This is a genomic window from Pseudaminobacter soli (ex Li et al. 2025), from assembly GCF_029892515.1.
Taxonomy (GTDB): Bacteria; Pseudomonadota; Alphaproteobacteria; order Rhizobiales; family Rhizobiaceae; genus Pseudaminobacter; species Pseudaminobacter soli_A.
In genome coordinates, this window is sequence record NZ_JARXVF010000001.1 from 1,970,402 (window position 1) to 1,986,732 (window position 16,331).

Sequence of the window (16,331 nt, forward strand, 5' to 3'; positions counted from 1 at the left end):
CAATGCGGCTTTCGGTTCCAGTATCGGCCTTCGTCGCGGCCATTGTCGGCTTTGGCGGCACGCTGGCGGTCATCATCGCCGCCGCGGACGCCGTGGGCGCCACCCGAGCCGAGACCGCAAGCTGGGTAACCGCGATCTGCCTCGCCATGGCGCTCGAAACCGCCTGGCTGAGCTGGCGCACGAAAATGCCGGTCATCACCGCCTGGTCGACGCCCGGCGCCGCACTTGTGGCGGCAAGCTCCGGCTTTTCCATGAGCGATGCGGTCGGCGCCTTCATCGTGGCGGCACTCCTTCTGATCATCACCGGCCTGTTCAAGCCGCTGACCCGGCTGATCTCGCGTATTCCCGCTTCTGTCGCGTCGGGCATGCTGGCCGGCATCGTGGTGACCTTCGCCATCAACGCGGCCAAGACCATTCCCGTCGATCCGGTGTTGATCCTGCCGCTGGTCGCAGCCTTCTTCGTCATCCGCCTGTTCAACCCGGCGCTGTCGGTGCTGGCCGTGCTGGTCGGCGGCGGTGCGCTCGCCTTCCTCACCGGACGCGTCGGCGGGCTGCCCGCGCCCGAGCTTTCGACACTGACCCTGATTGCGCCGACCTTCTCGGCTTCGACGATCATAGGGCTGGCGATACCGCTCTATCTCGTCACCATGGCCTCGCAGAACCTTTCCGGCCTCGCCGTGCTGCGTGCCGCAGGTTACCACCCGGAACCGGGACCGCTGATTTCGGTGACCGGCCTGTTCTCGCTGCTATCGGCGCCATTCGGTGCACTCACCACCAATCTGGCGGCGATCTCCGCGGCGATCTGCACCGGCCCCGACGCCCACCCAGATCCGGCCGAACGTTGGAAGACCGGTCCCTTCTATTCGCTCGCCTATCTGATCTTCGCGATGTTCGGTGCCTCGCTGGTTGCGGTGTTCGCCGTGCTGCCGCAGAGCCTGATCGTGCTGGTGGCGGGGCTGGCGCTGATGGCACCGCTGGCGAATGCGCTGACGATTGCGCTGAAGGACGAGCACGAGCGCATGGCCGCCACCACCGCCTTTGCCGTCACCGCTTCGGGTCTGACCATGTTCGGCGTCGGCGCCGCTTTCTGGGGACTGATGGCCGGCCTGATGGTGCTTGGGCTCGACGTCGCCAAGGTCCTCAAAAAACGCGCGGCCTGACTGGCGCTTGTCCGGATTCCGCCGAATCCGCCTTGAATCGCCGTTTTTCCGTTCCCATGTCGTTGTGGAGCAGCCGGAATGGGCTGCCTCCGAACCGAAGGAACGGAAAAACATGAACACGACTGCACTGATCCGCCCGGCCTGGACGCCGGCAACCATCGCGTTGATGGTGATCGGCTTCATGGTGTTCTGGCCACTGGGCCTTGCCATGCTTGCCTATATCATCTGGGGCGACCGGCTTGACGGCTTCAAGCGCAATGTCAACAAGGCGACGGACGGCATGTTCGCCGGCTGTCGCAAATCCGGCTTTGGCGCGAGCTCGCGCACCGGCAATGTGGCCTTCGACGACTGGCGCGAGAAGGAACTCGAACGCCTCGCCGAAGAGCGCCGCAAGCTCGACGAAACGCTGACCGAGTTCGACGACTACATGCGCGAACTGCGGCGCGCCAAGGACCAGGAAGAGTTTGACCGCTTCATGGCCAATCGCAACCGTTCGACCGCGCCCACCCGGCGCGGCAAGTCGTCGCCCGGCCCGATGCCCGAAGAAGGCTGAACCACGCCGGACATAGCATTCCAACGGCGCCGCTATCTGCGGCGCCGTTTCTACTTCCGAGTAGTGATGGTTCGGCCAAGCTCTCGCTCTACCAGTTCGCGAAGTTTGTGAATGCCGCCTATTTGTCGTTCCAATTCCGCGCGCAATTTCTGATCATGACCCGGCAGGAACTCTCCACCCGCAGTTTGCTCACCACACCCGCAAACGCAATCTCTCATCATTCGCCCCCCAGGCCTCGCAATCTCATAGATTCTCGGCTTTCTAACCTAGACGCAATAGCAACCGAATCACTTATTCTCGCCCCATGCCGTTCGGTTTCCTGAGATCATTGCAGTCCCGCCCAGCGCCGTCGCCTGTGCAGCAGCGCGAGCACAAGGTTGCGGGCCGCACGCTGCCTTTGCGCATTGTCGAGAACGACCGCGCCACGCGGCTGACGCTGCGCATCGACGCTGGCGGGCGGGGCCTGCGCATCACCGTGCCGCCGGGACTGGCGCGCGGCGAGGTCGACCGCTTCCTCACCCGGCATCAAGGCTGGCTGGAACAGCGACTGGCAAAGATTCCGGACCGCCCGCAGGTGCGCCCCGGCATCAAGGTGCCGATCCGCGGCGTGCCGCACACGATCGTGCACGAACCGGACAAGCGCGGCACGACGAAGATCGGCCGCGACGCCAACGGCCCGACGCTGACCGTACATGGCGAGCTTGCGCATCTGCCGCGACGCGTGGCCGATTTCCTCAAGCGCGAGGCCAAGCGCGACATCGAGGCGCTGGTGGAAAAGCACTGCACGGCCGCCGGCCGACGTGCCAAGACGATCCGTTTTCGCGATACGTCGAGCCGCTGGGGCTCCTGCACCTCGGACGGGGCGCTGTCCTTTTCCTGGCGCATCATGATGGCGCCGCCGCCGGTCATAAACTACCTCGTCGCACACGAGGTGGCGCATCTGCGCGAGATGAACCACGGCCCCCGCTTCTGGCAGCTCTGCGAGGAGCTTTGCCCCGACACCGAGCGCTGCAAGGCCTGGCTGAAGCGCAACGGCACGGCCCTTCAGGCAATCGTGTTCGAGTAAGCCGCGGATATCGCCCCGCTACGGACGCTTTTCCTCGACTCCGCCACCATTTCGTGGCACTCCCCACACATGGCACTCGACATCAAAATCTGCGGCCTGAAAACCGACGCGGCCGTCGCGGCGGCGCTTTCGGGCGGCGCAAGCCATATCGGCTTCATCTTCTTTCCCAAGAGCCCGCGCCACATCACCCCTGGCGAAGCCGCAAGGCTGCGCCAGGCGGCAGACGGCCGGGCCAAGGCAGTGGCGGTGACCGTCGACGCCGACGACGCGACGCTGGACGAGATCGTCGCCGTAATGGCGCCCGACATGCTGCAGCTGCACGGCAAGGAAACGGCCGAACGCCTGACGGCGGTGAAGCAGCGCTACGGCCTGCCGGTGATAAAGGCTCTTGCCATTCGCGAGGCCGCCGACCTGGCCGCGATCGCGCCCTATCGCGGGCATGCCGACCGCTTCCTATTCGACGCCAAGCCGCCGGCCGGCTCGGAGCTTCCGGGCGGCAATGGTGTGTCCTTCGACTGGCGCGTGCTGGCGGGCCTTGACGCTGGACTCGATTACATGCTTTCGGGTGGGCTCAACGCCGCAAATGTCGGCGACGCCCTCAAGCTTGCCAATCCGCCCGCCATCGACATCTCGTCGGGCGTGGAAAGCGCGCCGGGCGTCAAGGACGTGGCGCTGATCGAGAATTTCTTCCGGGCCGTGCGGGCCGCAACCGACAACCGCGCCGCCTGATCCACGCAGGACATGTCTGGCAAGCGGAAGCGTTTCCGGCCGGATGTGTTCGAACCAGTCTTAGGAGAGCGGCCGTGAACCAGCCGGCAGAGCCCAATTCCTTCCGTACCGGTCCCGACGAGCAGGGCATGTTCGGCATTTTCGGCGGCCGTTTCGTCGCCGAAACATTGATGCCGCTGATCCTCGACCTGGAGCAGCACTGGAACGCGGCCAAGAACGATCCCGCCTTCCGCGCGGAACTGACCGCGCTCTCCACCTTCTACGCCGGCCGGCCCTCGAAGCTGTACTACGCCGAAGGCCTGACGAAGCATCTCGGCGGCGCGAAGATCTATTTCAAGCGCGAGGACCTGAACCACACCGGCAGCCACAAGATCAATAACTGCCTCGGCCAGATCCTGCTCGCCAAGCGCATGGGCAAGAAGCGCATCATCGCCGAAACCGGCGCCGGCCAGCACGGCGTAGCCTCCGCTACGGTTTCCGCGCGCTTCGGCTATCCCTGCATCGTCTATATGGGCGCCACCGACGTTGAGCGGCAGAAGCCCAACGTCTTCCGCATGAAGCTCCTCGGCGCCGAAGTGCGCGCGGTCGAATCCGGCCACGGCACGCTGAAGGACGCCATGAACGAGGCGCTGCGCGACTGGGTGACCAATGTCGAGGACACCTATTACCTGATCGGCACCGCCGCCGGGCCGCACCCCTATCCCGAGCTGGTGCGCGACTTCCAGTCGGTGATCGGCACCGAAGCACGCGCGCAGATGCTGGAGCAGGAAGGCCGCCTGCCTGACGTCATCATCGCCGCCGTCGGCGGCGGCTCGAACGCCATCGGCCTGTTCCACCCCTTCCTCGACGACCGCAATGTGAAGATCATCGGCGTCGAAGCCGGCGGACGCGGCCTCGAGGGCGTCGAGCACTGCGCCTCGATGAGCGCCGGCCGCCCCGGCGTGCTGCACGGCAACCGCACCTACCTGCTCCAGAACGACGATGGGCAGATCCTCGACGGCCACTCGATCTCGGCCGGCCTCGACTATCCGGGCGTCGGCCCCGAGCACAGCTGGCTGCGCGACAGCGGCCGCGTCGACTATGTGCCGATCCTCGACGACGAGGCGCTGGACGCCTTCCAGGTCACGACGCGCGTCGAAGGCATCATCCCCGCGCTTGAATCGGCCCATGCCATCGCACATGCGATGAAGATCGCGCCGACCATGGGCAAGGATCAGATCATGATCGTCAACCTTTCGGGTCGCGGCGACAAGGACGTGCACACGGTCGCCAAGATGCTGGGCATGGAGATCTGAGAATGACCATCACCCGCATCGACCGCCGCTTCGAAAAGCTCAAGGCCGAGGGCCGTCCGGCTCTCGTCACCTATTTCATGGCTGGCGACCCGGACTACGACACCTCGCTGGCCATCATGAAGTCGCTGCCCAAGGCGGGCGCCGACGTGATCGAGCTCGGCATGCCCTTCTCCGACCCGATGGCCGATGGCCCGGCGATCCAGGCGGCTGGCCTGCGCGCGCTGAGGGGCGGCCAGACGCTGAAGAAGACGCTGCAGATGGCGCGCGACTTCCGCGCTTCGGGCGACAACGACACGCCGATCGTTCTGATGGGCTACTACAACCCGATCTACATCTACGGCGTCGACCGCTTCCTCGCCGACGCGCTCGAAGCCGGCATCGACGGGCTGATCGTGGTCGATCTGCCGCCGGAAATGGATCAGGAACTCTGCGTGCCGGCGCTGAAGGCGGGCATCAACTTCATCCGCCTTGCGACGCCGACCACCGACGACCACCGCCTGCCCAAGGTTCTGCAGAACACCTCGGGCTTCGTCTACTACGTCTCTATGACCGGCATCACCGGTGCGGCGCTGGCCGACACCGACAAGGTGGCCGCCGCCGTCACCCGCATCAAGGGCCACACCGACCTGCCGGTCTGCGTCGGCTTCGGCGTCAAGACCGCCGAGCAGGCCCGCGTCATCGGCGCGGTCGCAGATGGGGTTGTCGTCGGCACAGCGGTCGTCAATGCAATCGCCAATGCGGCAGGCGGCGCGTCTGCCGTGCAGGCCGTGTCGGCGCTGGTCGAAGACCTGGCAGGCGGCGTGCGTTCGGCGCGCCTTGCTGTTGCCTGATAATATTCCCATGTCTTTGACATCACAGGAATGGATGCCATGAACTGGATCACCAACTTCGTTCGCCCGAAGATCAACTCGATGCTCGGCCGGCGCGAAATGCCGGACAACCTCTGGATCAAGGATCCCGAGAGCGGCGAGATGGTCTTCCACAAGGATCTGGAAGACAACCAGTACGTCATCCCCTCGTCGGGTCATCACATGAAGATCTCGGCGCGCGAGCGGCTGAAATTCTTCTTCGACGACGGCGAGTACGAGACCATCGAGAACCCGAAGGTCATGGTCGACCCGCTGAAGTTCCGCGACGAGAAGCGCTATGTCGACCGGCTGAAGGACGCCAAGACCAAGACCAGCATGGAGGACGCGATCCTCAATGCGCTCGGCACGATCGAGGGTCTGCCGGTGGTCGTTACCGTTCAGGACTTCGCCTTCATGGGCGGCTCGCTCGGCATGGCCGCAGGCGACGCCATCATCAAGGCCTTCGAGACTGCGGTCGACAAGCGCCGGCCGCTTATCCTGTTCGCCGCTTCGGGCGGCGCGCGCATGCAGGAAGGCATCCTGTCCCTGATGCAGCTGCCGCGCACGACCGTGGCCCTCGACCGGCTGAAGGAAGCCGGCCTGCCCTATATCGTGGTGCTGACCAACCCGACGACCGGCGGCGTCACCGCCTCCTACGCGATGCTGGGCGACGTGCACATTGCCGAGCCCGGCGCACTGATCGGTTTTGCCGGCCCGCGCGTCATCGAGCAGACCATCCGTGAAAAGCTGCCTGATGGCTTCCAGCGCTCCGAATATCTGATGGATCACGGCATGGTCGACATGGTCGTCTCGCGCCTCAAGATGAAGGCGACCGTTGCCCAGTTGCTCAAGATCCTGCTGAAGATGCCGGCGAATGAAGCCGAAGCTGTGCCCATGCCGCTGGTGTCGCTGCCGACCGAGGCGCGGCCGCAAGCCTGACCTGGACGGGACTGCGCCAGCGCGGTCCCGTGACTTTCGCTCCGGGGGAGGAGCCCTTGATGTCCATGTCCACGCTTCTTGCCGACCGCCAGATCGAGCATCTGATGACGCTGCACCCGAAAGGTTTCGACCTTTCGCTGGATCGCATATCGCGCCTGCTCGAACGCCTCGGCAATCCCCAGGACAAGCTGCCGCCGGTGATCCACATTGCCGGCACCAACGGCAAGGGCTCGGCCGCGGCCTTCTCGCGCGCGCTGCTGGAAGCGGCGGGCTACCGGGTGCATGTGCACACCTCGCCGCATCTGGTGAACTGGCATGAGCGCTATCGGCTCGCGGCCGAAGGCGGTGGCAAGTTCGTCGCCGACGACGTTTTGGCTGACGCCATCGGGCGCGTGGCCGACGCCAATGCCGGCGAGACCATCACGGTCTTCGAGATCCTCACTGCCGTCACCTTCCTGCTGTTTTCGGAACACCCGGCCGACGCTGCGATCATTGAGGTGGGGCTCGGCGGGCGCTTCGACGCCACCAATGTCATCGAGAAGCCGGCGGTTTCGGTGATCATGCCGGTGTCGCTAGACCACGAAGCCTATCTGGGCGACCGGGTCGAACTGATCGCGGCCGAAAAGGCCGGCATCATCAAGCGCGGATGCCCGGTGATCGTGGGCGCGCAGGAAAGCGACGCCGCACGCGAAGTGCTGGTCTCGACCGCCGAGCGGCTCGGCTCCCCGCTGGCCGTCTACGGCCAGGATTTCATCGCAACGCAAGAGCATGGCCGCCTGATCTATCAGGACCAGGATGGCCTGATGGACCTTTCACTGCCGCGCCTGCCCGGCCGCCATCAATACGCCAACGCTGCGGCCGCAATTGCCGGCGTGCGCGCCGCAGGCTTCGAGCTTGACGAGCACGCGGCAAATACCGCGATGACGACCGTGAGCTGGCCGGGCCGCATGCAGCGCCTGCCGCAGGGCAAGCTGACCGAGCTGGCGCCTGCCGGCACCGAGATCTGGCTCGACGGCGGCCACAATCCCGGCGCGGGCATGGTCATCGCCGAGGCTCTGACCGAACAGGAAGAGAAATTCGCGCGGCCGCTGTTCTTGATCAGCGGCATGATCAACACCAAGGACCAGACCGGCTATTTCCGTGCCTTCAAGGGCATTGCCCGGCATGTCTACACCGTGCCGGTGGCCTTCAGCGACGCCAGCGTGCCCAACGCCGAACTCGCCGTGCGGGCGAGCGACGCCGGGCTTTCGGCGGAGCCGGTCAGTTCGGTGGCGGAGGCGCTGATGCTGCTGCGCGACACCTGGGATCATTCCGAGCCGCCACCGCGCATTCTGATCGGCGGCTCACTCTATCTCGCCGGCGCGGTTCTGGCCGAAAACGGCACGCCGCCGGTCTGAGGCTGGCAGGCCCGCTCGATAATCCGCTGCGTTATCAGATAGGCATTTTCGTAGTTCGAGGTTCTCCGGGACCTTGGGTGGCGCCTGCCGCCCTCATCCTGAGGTGCGACCCTGAGCTTGCGAAGGGGAGCCTCGAAGGAGGCACCACTACTTCAGCTCAATCTCGATAAAGGCATATTCGCCGTCATTGGCGTTGATGACGTCGTGCTCGACGCCTTCGGAGCGGTAATAGGGCACGCCCTTCTTCATCTCGGCGAGTAGCTCGCCGTCCTTGGTCAGAAGCTTCACCTTGCCGTCCATCAGCGGCACGACGACATAGTCGTGGCCGTGGCGGTGCCAGCCGGTGCTGGCGCCCGGAGCAAAGCGCCATTCGGTGACGACGACGCGGTCATTGTCGATGAAGACGGTCGATTTGGCTGATTCGGACATGGCTTTCTCCTTTTTCGCTTTCCCGCGACAAGAAGGCGAAGCCAGCGCATGGACGAGAGCCAGCGGCAGGAAAATCGACGCGCCAAAGAAAAAGCCCGGCACTTGGCCGGGCTTTTTGGCATCTCTCGGAAGGATCAGGCGGCGTTGCCGATCCAGCTCGCAAGAGCGGTCTTGGGCGCGGCGCCAACCTTGATGTCAGCCACTTCGCCGCCCTTGAAGATCATGAGGGTCGGAATGGAGCGCACGCCATACTGCGCGGCCAGCTCCGGATTCTCGTCGATGTTGAGCTTGGTGATCTTCACCTTGCCCGCGAGCTCGTTCGAGATCTCTTCCAGCGACGGGCCGATCATCTTGCAAGGACCGCACCACTCAGCCCAGAAGTCCACCACAACCGGACCTTCAGCGTCCAGCACGTCAGCCTTGAAGTTGCTCTTGTCGACCTTGACCGTGGCCATGATGAAATCCTTTCGGGAGTAAGAAGTCGCGCTACATATGGTGCCAGTTGAGCAGGCGTTCAAGCAGAGTTTGTGTCACGACGCGCTGAGTCGAGCAAGGGCATCATCCATTGCCGCCTCAGGAATCCGGATCAGCCCCGGAATCTCCGTGAACAGGAGTGCGGCCGACACGCGCCGGCCCGGATAGAGCGATTTCAGCAGCGCGCGGTAGAGCGCAAGCTGCGTGACATAGGCGAGCGGCACCTGCGCGAATGTGGCTGGCGCGGGCCGGTTGGTCTTGTAGTCGACGATCAGCACCTCGTCGGCCGTCACCGCCAGCCGGTCTATCTTGCCCGAAACCGTGCGCTCCTTGCCCTTGACCGTCACGCTGCCCATGATCGCGACTTCGGCGCGCGAACCGGTCGCGAACAGCGGCGCGAAATCCTCCGACGCCAGGATCGCTTCGACGGAGGTCAGCAGCGTCTCCCGCTCCTCATCCTTCCACGAAGCACCTGCGCGGGCCAGATAGCGCAGCGCCGCCGCCGCCTGCCGGTCTTCCTCGGCCACGCCGGGCAGCATCTGCAACAGCTTGTGCAGCACCAGGCCGCGTGCGACGGCAAAGCCCGGCTCTACCTCCGGATCGAGCACCGGCGAGCGCGTGGACACTACGGGCTCGGACGTCTCGTCGATGAGCGCTGTAGCGCCGGACGGCGAGAGCGGCCGCGGCAGGAGTTCGACCGCGGGCAACTTTTCCAACAGCGCCAGTGGGATGGTCGCCAGCTGTTTCTCCTTCTTGGCCACCGGCGGTTCAGCCATCAGCTGGACCTCCGGGAGTGGCGTCACGCGAAAGCGATGCACGAGTGTGTCCGGCTGGACGGGATGGGCGCGTTCCTCGCATTTGCCCGACGCGATCAGCGCCTTGCTGACCAGCGCATGCCAGGTGGTGGGGTTCGGCGCGCGTTTGCCATGGTAGCCGCAGACGATCAGCCGGTCCTCGGCGCGCGTCATGCCGACATAGAGCAGGCGGCGATATTCGTCGTCGGCACGCTCCTTCAGCGTGTCCGACATCGCCTGCGAGTAGAGGTTTTTGACGTCGGTGCCCGAGCGCCAGAGATAGCCCTTCGTCCGGCGCAACTCCTCGCCCTTGGCCTCGAAGGGCATCAGGCGCGGCAGGTGCTGGTCGCTGAAGGGCGTGGCCCCGCCATCGACCAGGAACACCACCGGCGCCTCAAGCCCCTTGGAGGCGTGCGCGGTCATGATGCGCACTTCGTCGCGCGTCTGGTCCATCTCGCGCTTGATCTCAGGCCCGGCGCTTTCCAGCGTCGCGAGGAAGGATTCGAGGCCCGGAAGCCCCGTGCGTTCCTCGGCAAGGCAGAATGACAGAAACTCGTCGAGGATGTCGCCCGCGTCCTGCCCCAGTCGCGAAATCATCTCCTTGCGCACGCCATCGCGGCCCAAAAGACCCGAGTAGAACTCGAAGACCGGCTTGTAAGCGGCTTCGGTCGCCCAGTCCTCCAGCCGCTTTGTCACCGCGGCCAGTTCCGGTGCATTCTCCGCCTTGCGGCGCAGCGAGGTGTAGAGCGACACGCCGGCGGGGCGCCCATAGGCCAGATCGAACAGCGTTTCCTCGCTCAGCCGGAAGATCGGGCTTTTGAGGATCGCGGCAAGGGAAAGATCGTCCTCGGGCTGGATCAGGAAGCGGCCGAGCGCCATCAAATCCTTCACCGCAATATGGCCCGGCAGGCTGAGGCGGTCGGCGCCCGCCACCGCGATGCCGCGGTTCTTCAGGCTGCGAGCCAGCGCATGGACAAAACGGTCGCGCTTGCGCACCAGCACGATGACATCGCCGGCCGACAGAAGCTTGCCGCTGCCCTCGATGACCTCGCCTGAGCGGATCCAGTTCTGGATGGTGGCGGCGACATTTTCGGCGACGCGCACCGCCGGGGCATGGGCATGGTCGATGGCCTGCGTCCAGTCGTCCGGCTCCTCGGCCACATCGGCGCCGATCGACGGCCAGACCTCAACATAGCCGGGCGCGCCGGCGCGGATGGCGTTGTGCTGCACCGGGCCAGGATCGAGCGTGATGCCGCGCCGCGTCTCCTCGCTCGAAAACACCGTGTCGACGGCGTGCAGCACGTCGTCGGTGGAGCGGAAGGACAGCGTGAGCTTGACCGGCTCGAAATTGCCGTTGGCGGCGCGCACGCGCTGCGAAAATTCATGGCCGGTGCGGGCGAAGGATTCGGGCGCCGCACCCTGGAACGAATAGATCGACTGCTTTTCATCGCCCACGGCAAAGACCGTGCGGTGGACATTGTCGCGCGCGCTGTGGCCGGCGAAAAACTCCTCGGCCAGGCGCTTCACCACCTCCCATTGGTCGGGGCTGGTGTCCTGCGCCTCGTCGAGCAGGATATGGTCGATGCCCTTGTCGAGCTTGTACTGCACCCAGGGGCCGGCATCCTGCCGGGCAAGCAGGCGCACGGTTCGGGTGATGAGGTCGTTGAAGTCGAGGAAGCCGCGCCCGGTCTTCAGCCGCTCGTAGCGGCCAATCAGCCAGTCGGCGATTGTCAGCGCCGCACGCGTGCCTTCCAGCATGCGGAACATCGCCAGCCGGTCGGACGTGGCGATGATCGCGGCAGCGGCGGCCGAATAACGCTCGGCCAGGTCCGGCATGCGGTCGTGCAGCGCCTTCTTGAAGGTTTTTACCGGGTCGTAGGGATCGCCGTCCGACTTCAGAAAGGCTTTTGCAAGTAGTTTTAGCCGCGCGATCGGATCGCGCTCCTCGAAGGCGCGCGCCGCATCGGGAATGATGCTGTCCAGCGCGCGGCGCGCGTCGACGGCCTCCGCGGCCAGCGCGAACTCGGTAAAGACGTTGCCGGGGAAACCGGGCAGCGGCCAGATGGAATCCGCGATGCCTTCGGCCGTGTCGTCCGGCGAAAAGCCGAATTCCTCGAACAATGCCGGATAGGCCGGGTCATGGCCGATCGCGTCGATGAAGGCGCGCAAGCCGTCGCGCTTGGCGACAATCTCGGAAAGCAGCGCATCCAGCCCTGCCTCGCCGCCGCGCTCCAGCACCATGGCAAAGGCTTCGGCAAGCTCGGGATGATCGGCGGCTACCGCGCCCGTCACCATCTCGCGGCGGGCGGTGGCAAACAGCGTCTCTTCCATCAGCGGGTCGAGCATCTGGAAGTGGGCGGCGATGTTCGCCTCCAGCGGGAACTGGTGCAGCACGGATTCGCAGAAGGCGTGGATGGTCTGGATCTTCAGGCCGCCCGGCGTTTCCAGCGCCTCGGCAAACAGCCGGCGCGCGCGGCGCAGCTTCTCAGTGTTTGGCGCCCTGCCCTCCAGCTTCTCGATCTCGGCGCGCAATGCCTCGTCGTCCAGCATGGTCCATTTCGACAGATTGCCGAAAACGCGGTTGGACATGTTTGCGGCGGCCGCGCGCGTATAGGTGAGGCACAGGATTTTTGATGGGTCCGTGCCTTCGAGCAAAAGCCGGATGACGCGTTGCGACAGCACATGCGTCTTGCCCGAGCCGGCATTGGCCGACACCCAGACCGAGTTTTGCGGGTTGGCGGCCTTGGCCTGCCGCTCGACGGTTTCGGTGGGAACGGAGAAAATCTTCCTCATTCCTCGCCCCCGGATTCGCCCGCATTGTCGCCGCCGGCCGACCATTCCAGCACGCGCGCCAGATGGTCGTAGTCCCCATCGGTCTCGCCTTCGCGGAACGGCAAGGCGCGAGACAGATAGCCAGTCGGCGCGCGATTGTAGTGCAGCAGCAGTTCCTCCAGCCGCTGCCAGGCTTCTTCGGCCAGATCGCCGGCCGGGCGCGGCTTGCGGTTGTAGTCGAGGATGGATTCCTCGAACACCTCGCCATTGGGCTTGAAGCGTACGAAAGCGAGGTCCGCCGGCTGCAGCGACCCCAGGTCGTGGAACGCGCCGCGCTTCAAAAGCGCGCCTTCCAGCGCGAGCTGCGGGGCAAGCAGCGTGTGCGCCTGCGCCTTGGAGGGCGAGGAGCCGGTCTTGTAGTCGATGATATCGGCCATGCCGGCGGCAAGCAGGTCGACGCGGTCGGCATAGCCGGACAGCGTTATGCCCGAAGCGCCGACCGGCGTCTTTTCGGCGCGCGCTTCCGGGTGGCGGGCCTTGGTGCCGAGGGCGCGGCTGCGCTCCCAAACGATGATGTTTTCGGCCAGCTTCTCGAAGCGCGGCCACCACACGGCGCGCACGTCTTCCGGCAGATTGGCTTCGTCGAAGGCAGCGCGGCCGGCCTCGAGCAGAACATCGAGCGCAGTGCCTGCCTTCGGATCGATGCCGGAGGTCGTAAAACGCTGCATGATGTCGTGGAACAGCGTGCCGCGCTCGGCAGCACCCGGATCGCGTACCAGCTCTTCCAGCGGCATCAGCTTGAGGATGCGCTTGGCATAGATCGCATAGGGGTCGCGGCGCAGCGTCTCAATCTCGGTGACGGAGAAATGGCGCGGCCGCGCGTCTACCGGCGGTTTCGGCTGCGGGCGTTCGGCGAAGGGGATCTGCGGGCCGGCATCCAGCGCGCGGGCCCAGCCGAGCAGCTCCTCGCCGCGAGCGCGCATGGCAGTCGCAGTGTCTGCCCCGGCGAAGGTCAAAATACGCTGCAGCCAGCGCGAGGACACGGCCGGCGCATCGCCCGACCGCGCCGAGCGGGTCAGGATGACCCGCGGCGTGCCCAGCGCCATCTGGAAATCATGCGCCGACTGGCCGATACGCCGTTCGGGCGGCTCAAGCTCGATGCCGGTCTTCATGAGGCGCGACATGAAGCGGTCGGCCTGCGCCTTGCGCGGCCACACGCCCTCATTCAGCCCACCGACTATGAGCGTGTCGACGCTCAGCAGGCGGGCTTCGAGCGCGCCCCAGATCGAGACCCGGCCATCGCCGCCGTGCGCGGGCTTCACCACCTCCGGCGCGACCAGCGCTTCGGCCACATCCGGCCATTCCTCGGCAGAGAATGAGAAGGGCGCGGTGGTTGCCACCAGCCCGCGCAGCAGGTCGGCCAGCTTCTCGCCCGCCTCGCCGCCATAGAGTTCGGTCAGGCTGCCATCGGCGCTCCGGCCAAGCGCTTCGAGCACCGTGACGGTGGCACGGACGATGGCCGAAAGTTCCACCTCGCCTTCGCCCCGGAAGGCGACCAGCGGCGCCAGCGCTTCGTCGAGACGCGCGAGCACGGCGCGGGCATCGGTAAGCCGCCTTTCGGTCAGGCGCGTTTCCCAAAACGGTTTTCGCGCTTCGCCAGCCAGCCCTGCAAGGCGCTCCTCGAACAGGGTTCCGAGATGGGCGACATCGGGCCGGCCGGTGCCGCCGCGCAGCACAACAAGCTCGATGGTTTCGGCGGCGTGGCGAACTTGACGACGCTCCATGCCGAGCGACAGCAGCGGATGCTTTAGCAGCGACAGAACCGAGACCGGATCGCCCGGCCGGAACGCCGCCTGCAGCATGATGCGGAGCAGCGCGCCGGGCGGCGTGTTGGCCAGCGGCGTGCCGCCGGAATCGTTGGCCTGGATGCCGAAGCGCAGAAGCTCGACAGAGACGCGCCGCGCAAGGTTGCGATCGCCGGTGACGAGGGCCGCCTTGTGGCCGGAATCGGCAATCGCCTGGCGCAGGGCGAGCGCAATCGCCACCGCCTCGTCGCGCTCGCCTGCGGCTTCGAGCAGCGTCACCCCCGCAAAGGCGCTTTCAACGTCCGTCTCGGAAACCCCTGCCCTCTGGCCGGCCCAGGCGTCGGTGGTTTCGGCCGGCAGCAAGGACTGCGCGACCAGCGCATCGCGCAAAGCCAACGCCGGCGCGACTGCACCGATCTCCTCGACGTCAGCGCGCAAAATGCCGATCTTCTTCAGAAGCTTGGCGAGACCGAATTGCGGATGGCCGAGAACGGCAGCGGGCTGAATATCGGCCGAAATGATCGACCAGGAACGCTCGTCCATGCCGCGATCGAGGCCGGGCAGCACCACGGCCCCGCGCGACAGCCGCGCGATGGCCGACAAAAGCTCCGCGGTGGCGGGGATGGAGCCGGTGGAGCCGGCGGCGATGACCGGCCCCTGCGGCGGCCGTTGGCGCAGGCGCTCCGCCTCTAGCCGGATCAGCGCATTGCGGTGCGCAGCGGGGTTGGAGCGGTCGAGCTCGGCCAGAAGGTTCGGCCAGGCGGTCATGACGATTTCGAGGAAATCGAGCGTCACCTGCCACCAGTTGGCGAGGTCGCCGGAAACCAGATCATGAAGCCGCGCCCAGTCCGAGCCCTCGGTCTCGATCTCGTCCATCAGCCCGGCCAGATCGCGCGCCAGCCACACAGCATCGGCCGCCGAGGCAGGAACGACGATTTCTTCCTCAAAGAGGCTCGCGACGTGGGCCGGCAGCCGGCGCTTCCAGCTGCGTACCAAAGGGGCGAGCAGCAGCAGACGGTCGATCGCCGCGATCGGCGGCGCAAAGTCGATCTCGCCCGCACCTTCGGGCGCGAAAAGGGCCTCGTCCTCATCGAATTCACCAAGCGGCCGGATCGTCGGCAGGATGGCCGAGCCGCCCTTCGCCTTCTCGACGAACACGCTGCGCAGCTCGCGCGCGGCGCGGCGCGTCGGCACATAGATGGTGACGTCGGCCAGCGCCAGCGGATCGCCGTCGAATTGGAAATCGGGGATCAGGCTTCCGTCGAGCAGGCTTTCAGCCAGCGTCGGCAAGAAGGCGGCACCGGGCGGAATGGAAAACAGGCGTGGGACGGCGCGTCCGCTCATGCGTTCTGCGCCGCCATGGCGCCGGCGACCGCCGCTTCCGCAGGCGCGATGGCATCGGGCGTGCCGACGGTGATCCAGCGCCCTTCCATCTTCATGCCATGGAGCCGGCCCGTGGCAATGGCGCGGTCGAAATAGAGGTTGAGCGAGTGCGGCGTGGCTTCGACGCCGTCAAATATGCGCGGGTGGATGATCGCCGCACCGGCATAGACCACGCCCGTGGGGTCCCCCGCCGCTCGCTTCAGCGTGCCGTCGGGGCCGATCAGGAAATCGGTGCCGCCGCTATGGCCGGTTGCCGAAGAAAGTTCCGCAAGCATGAGCAGAATATCCATTCTCGACGCCTCCCATGCAAGGGCTAGGCGCTCGAGATTGGGCTGGTCGCGATCGATCCAGAAGGTGTCAGCGTTGATGATGAGAAAGGGCTCGGCGCCAAGCTGTGGCAACGCTTTCACGATACCGCCGGCGGAATCGAGCAGCTCGTCGCTTTCGTCCGAGATTGTCACGGCCGGCCTTTGGCGCCCGGCCACATGGGCGACGATCTGCTCGGGGAAATAATGGACGTTGACCACCGCCTTCGCCACGCCGGCCTCGGCCAGGCTGTCTAGCCCCCAGTCCAGCAGCGTCTTGCCGGCCACCCGCACCAGGGGCTTCGGGATCGTATCGGTGATCGGCCGCATGCGCTTGCCGAGCCCAGCGGCAAGGACCATGGCGGTTTCGGGCATGCGTCTC

General features: G+C 65.8%; 13 protein-coding genes. 8 read left to right on the forward strand and 5 right to left on the reverse strand.

All coding sequences use genetic code 11. The features are described from left to right. The first annotated feature begins 2 nt into the window (after positions 1-2). From M2281_RS09390 to M2281_RS09425, 8 genes are all read left to right on the forward strand, one after another. Complete coding sequence (locus M2281_RS09390) at positions 3-1,160, forward strand: benzoate/H(+) symporter BenE family transporter (protein WP_280820788.1); 1,158 nt, start codon at positions 3-5, stop codon at positions 1,158-1,160. A gap of 112 nt (positions 1,161-1,272) precedes the next feature. Then, entirely contained in the window at positions 1,273-1,713 is a 441-nt protein-coding gene (locus M2281_RS09395) for a DUF2852 domain-containing protein (RefSeq protein WP_280820789.1), read from the forward strand. 304 nt (positions 1,714-2,017) lie between these two features. Beyond that, positions 2,018-2,779, forward strand: coding sequence for a M48 family metallopeptidase (locus tag M2281_RS09400; protein ID WP_280820790.1), 762 nt, complete (start codon positions 2,018-2,020; stop codon positions 2,777-2,779). Positions 2,780-2,848: 69 nt separating this feature from the next. Then, positions 2,849-3,508, forward strand: a complete 660-nt coding sequence (locus tag M2281_RS09405) for a phosphoribosylanthranilate isomerase (RefSeq protein ID WP_280820791.1) — start codon at positions 2,849-2,851, stop codon at positions 3,506-3,508. 74 nt (positions 3,509-3,582) lie between these two features. Then, positions 3,583-4,803 (forward strand): tryptophan synthase subunit beta, encoded by a 1,221-nt coding sequence (trpB, locus tag M2281_RS09410; protein ID WP_280820792.1) that lies wholly within the window; start codon positions 3,583-3,585, stop codon positions 4,801-4,803. A 2-nt stretch (positions 4,804-4,805) separates the two neighbouring features. Next, complete coding sequence (gene trpA / locus M2281_RS09415; RefSeq protein ID WP_280820793.1) at positions 4,806-5,633, forward strand: tryptophan synthase subunit alpha; 828 nt, start codon at positions 4,806-4,808, stop codon at positions 5,631-5,633. A 39-nt stretch (positions 5,634-5,672) separates the two neighbouring features. Further along, complete coding sequence (gene accD, locus M2281_RS09420) at positions 5,673-6,590, forward strand: acetyl-CoA carboxylase, carboxyltransferase subunit beta (RefSeq protein WP_280820794.1); 918 nt, start codon at positions 5,673-5,675, stop codon at positions 6,588-6,590. Between the two features lie 65 nt (positions 6,591-6,655). Beyond that, on the forward strand, positions 6,656-7,987 hold the full coding sequence (locus M2281_RS09425; protein WP_280821167.1) for a bifunctional folylpolyglutamate synthase/dihydrofolate synthase: 1,332 nt from the start codon (positions 6,656-6,658) through the stop codon (positions 7,985-7,987). 147 nt (positions 7,988-8,134) lie between these two features. Here M2281_RS09425 and M2281_RS09430 read toward each other — a convergent pair whose 3' ends face one another. From M2281_RS09430 to M2281_RS09450, 5 genes are all read right to left on the reverse strand, one after another. After that, positions 8,135-8,416, reverse strand: coding sequence for a cupin domain-containing protein (locus M2281_RS09430; RefSeq protein ID WP_280820795.1), 282 nt, complete (start codon positions 8,414-8,416; stop codon positions 8,135-8,137). A gap of 134 nt (positions 8,417-8,550) precedes the next feature. Further along, positions 8,551-8,871: a thioredoxin gene (gene trxA, locus M2281_RS09435; protein WP_280820796.1), complete on the reverse strand. Its 321-nt coding sequence runs from the start codon at positions 8,869-8,871 to the stop codon at positions 8,551-8,553. Positions 8,872-8,946: 75 nt separating this feature from the next. After that, positions 8,947-12,477: a double-strand break repair helicase AddA gene (addA, locus tag M2281_RS09440; RefSeq protein WP_280820797.1), complete on the reverse strand. Its 3,531-nt coding sequence runs from the start codon at positions 12,475-12,477 to the stop codon at positions 8,947-8,949. Next, positions 12,474-15,605, reverse strand: coding sequence for a double-strand break repair protein AddB (gene addB / locus M2281_RS09445; RefSeq protein ID WP_280820798.1), 3,132 nt, complete (start codon positions 15,603-15,605; stop codon positions 12,474-12,476). Before addB ends, addA begins: the two co-directional genes overlap by 4 nt. Further along, positions 15,602-16,324, reverse strand: a complete 723-nt coding sequence (locus M2281_RS09450; protein WP_280820799.1) for a nucleotidyltransferase family protein — start codon at positions 16,322-16,324, stop codon at positions 15,602-15,604. Before M2281_RS09450 ends, addB begins: the two co-directional genes overlap by 4 nt. Positions 16,325-16,331 lie beyond the last annotated feature (7 nt).

Bases quoted from the DNA above. Each gene is read 5' to 3' on its own strand.
- M2281_RS09390 (WP_280820788.1), top strand. From the start codon at position 3: ATGCGGCTTTCGGTTCCAGTATCGGCCTTCGTCGCGGCCATTGTCGGC.
- M2281_RS09395 (WP_280820789.1), top strand. From the start codon at position 1,273: ATGAACACGACTGCACTGATCCGCCCGGCCTGGACGCCGGCAACCATC.
- M2281_RS09400 (WP_280820790.1), top strand. From the start codon at position 2,018: ATGCCGTTCGGTTTCCTGAGATCATTGCAGTCCCGCCCAGCGCCGTCG.
- M2281_RS09405 (WP_280820791.1), top strand. From the start codon at position 2,849: ATGGCACTCGACATCAAAATCTGCGGCCTGAAAACCGACGCGGCCGTC.
- trpA (WP_280820793.1), top strand. From the start codon at position 4,806: ATGACCATCACCCGCATCGACCGCCGCTTCGAAAAGCTCAAGGCCGAG.
- accD (WP_280820794.1), top strand. From the start codon at position 5,673: ATGAACTGGATCACCAACTTCGTTCGCCCGAAGATCAACTCGATGCTC.
- M2281_RS09425 (WP_280821167.1), top strand. From the start codon at position 6,656: ATGTCCACGCTTCTTGCCGACCGCCAGATCGAGCATCTGATGACGCTG.
- M2281_RS09430 (WP_280820795.1), bottom strand. From the start codon at position 8,416: ATGTCCGAATCAGCCAAATCGACCGTCTTCATCGACAATGACCGCGTC.
- trxA (WP_280820796.1), bottom strand. From the start codon at position 8,871: ATGGCCACGGTCAAGGTCGACAAGAGCAACTTCAAGGCTGACGTGCTG.
- addA (WP_280820797.1), bottom strand. From the start codon at position 12,477: ATGAGGAAGATTTTCTCCGTTCCCACCGAAACCGTCGAGCGGCAGGCC.
- addB (WP_280820798.1), bottom strand. From the start codon at position 15,605: ATGAGCGGACGCGCCGTCCCACGCCTGTTTTCCATTCCGCCCGGTGCC.
- M2281_RS09450 (WP_280820799.1), bottom strand. From the start codon at position 16,324: ATGCCCGAAACCGCCATGGTCCTTGCCGCTGGGCTCGGCAAGCGCATG.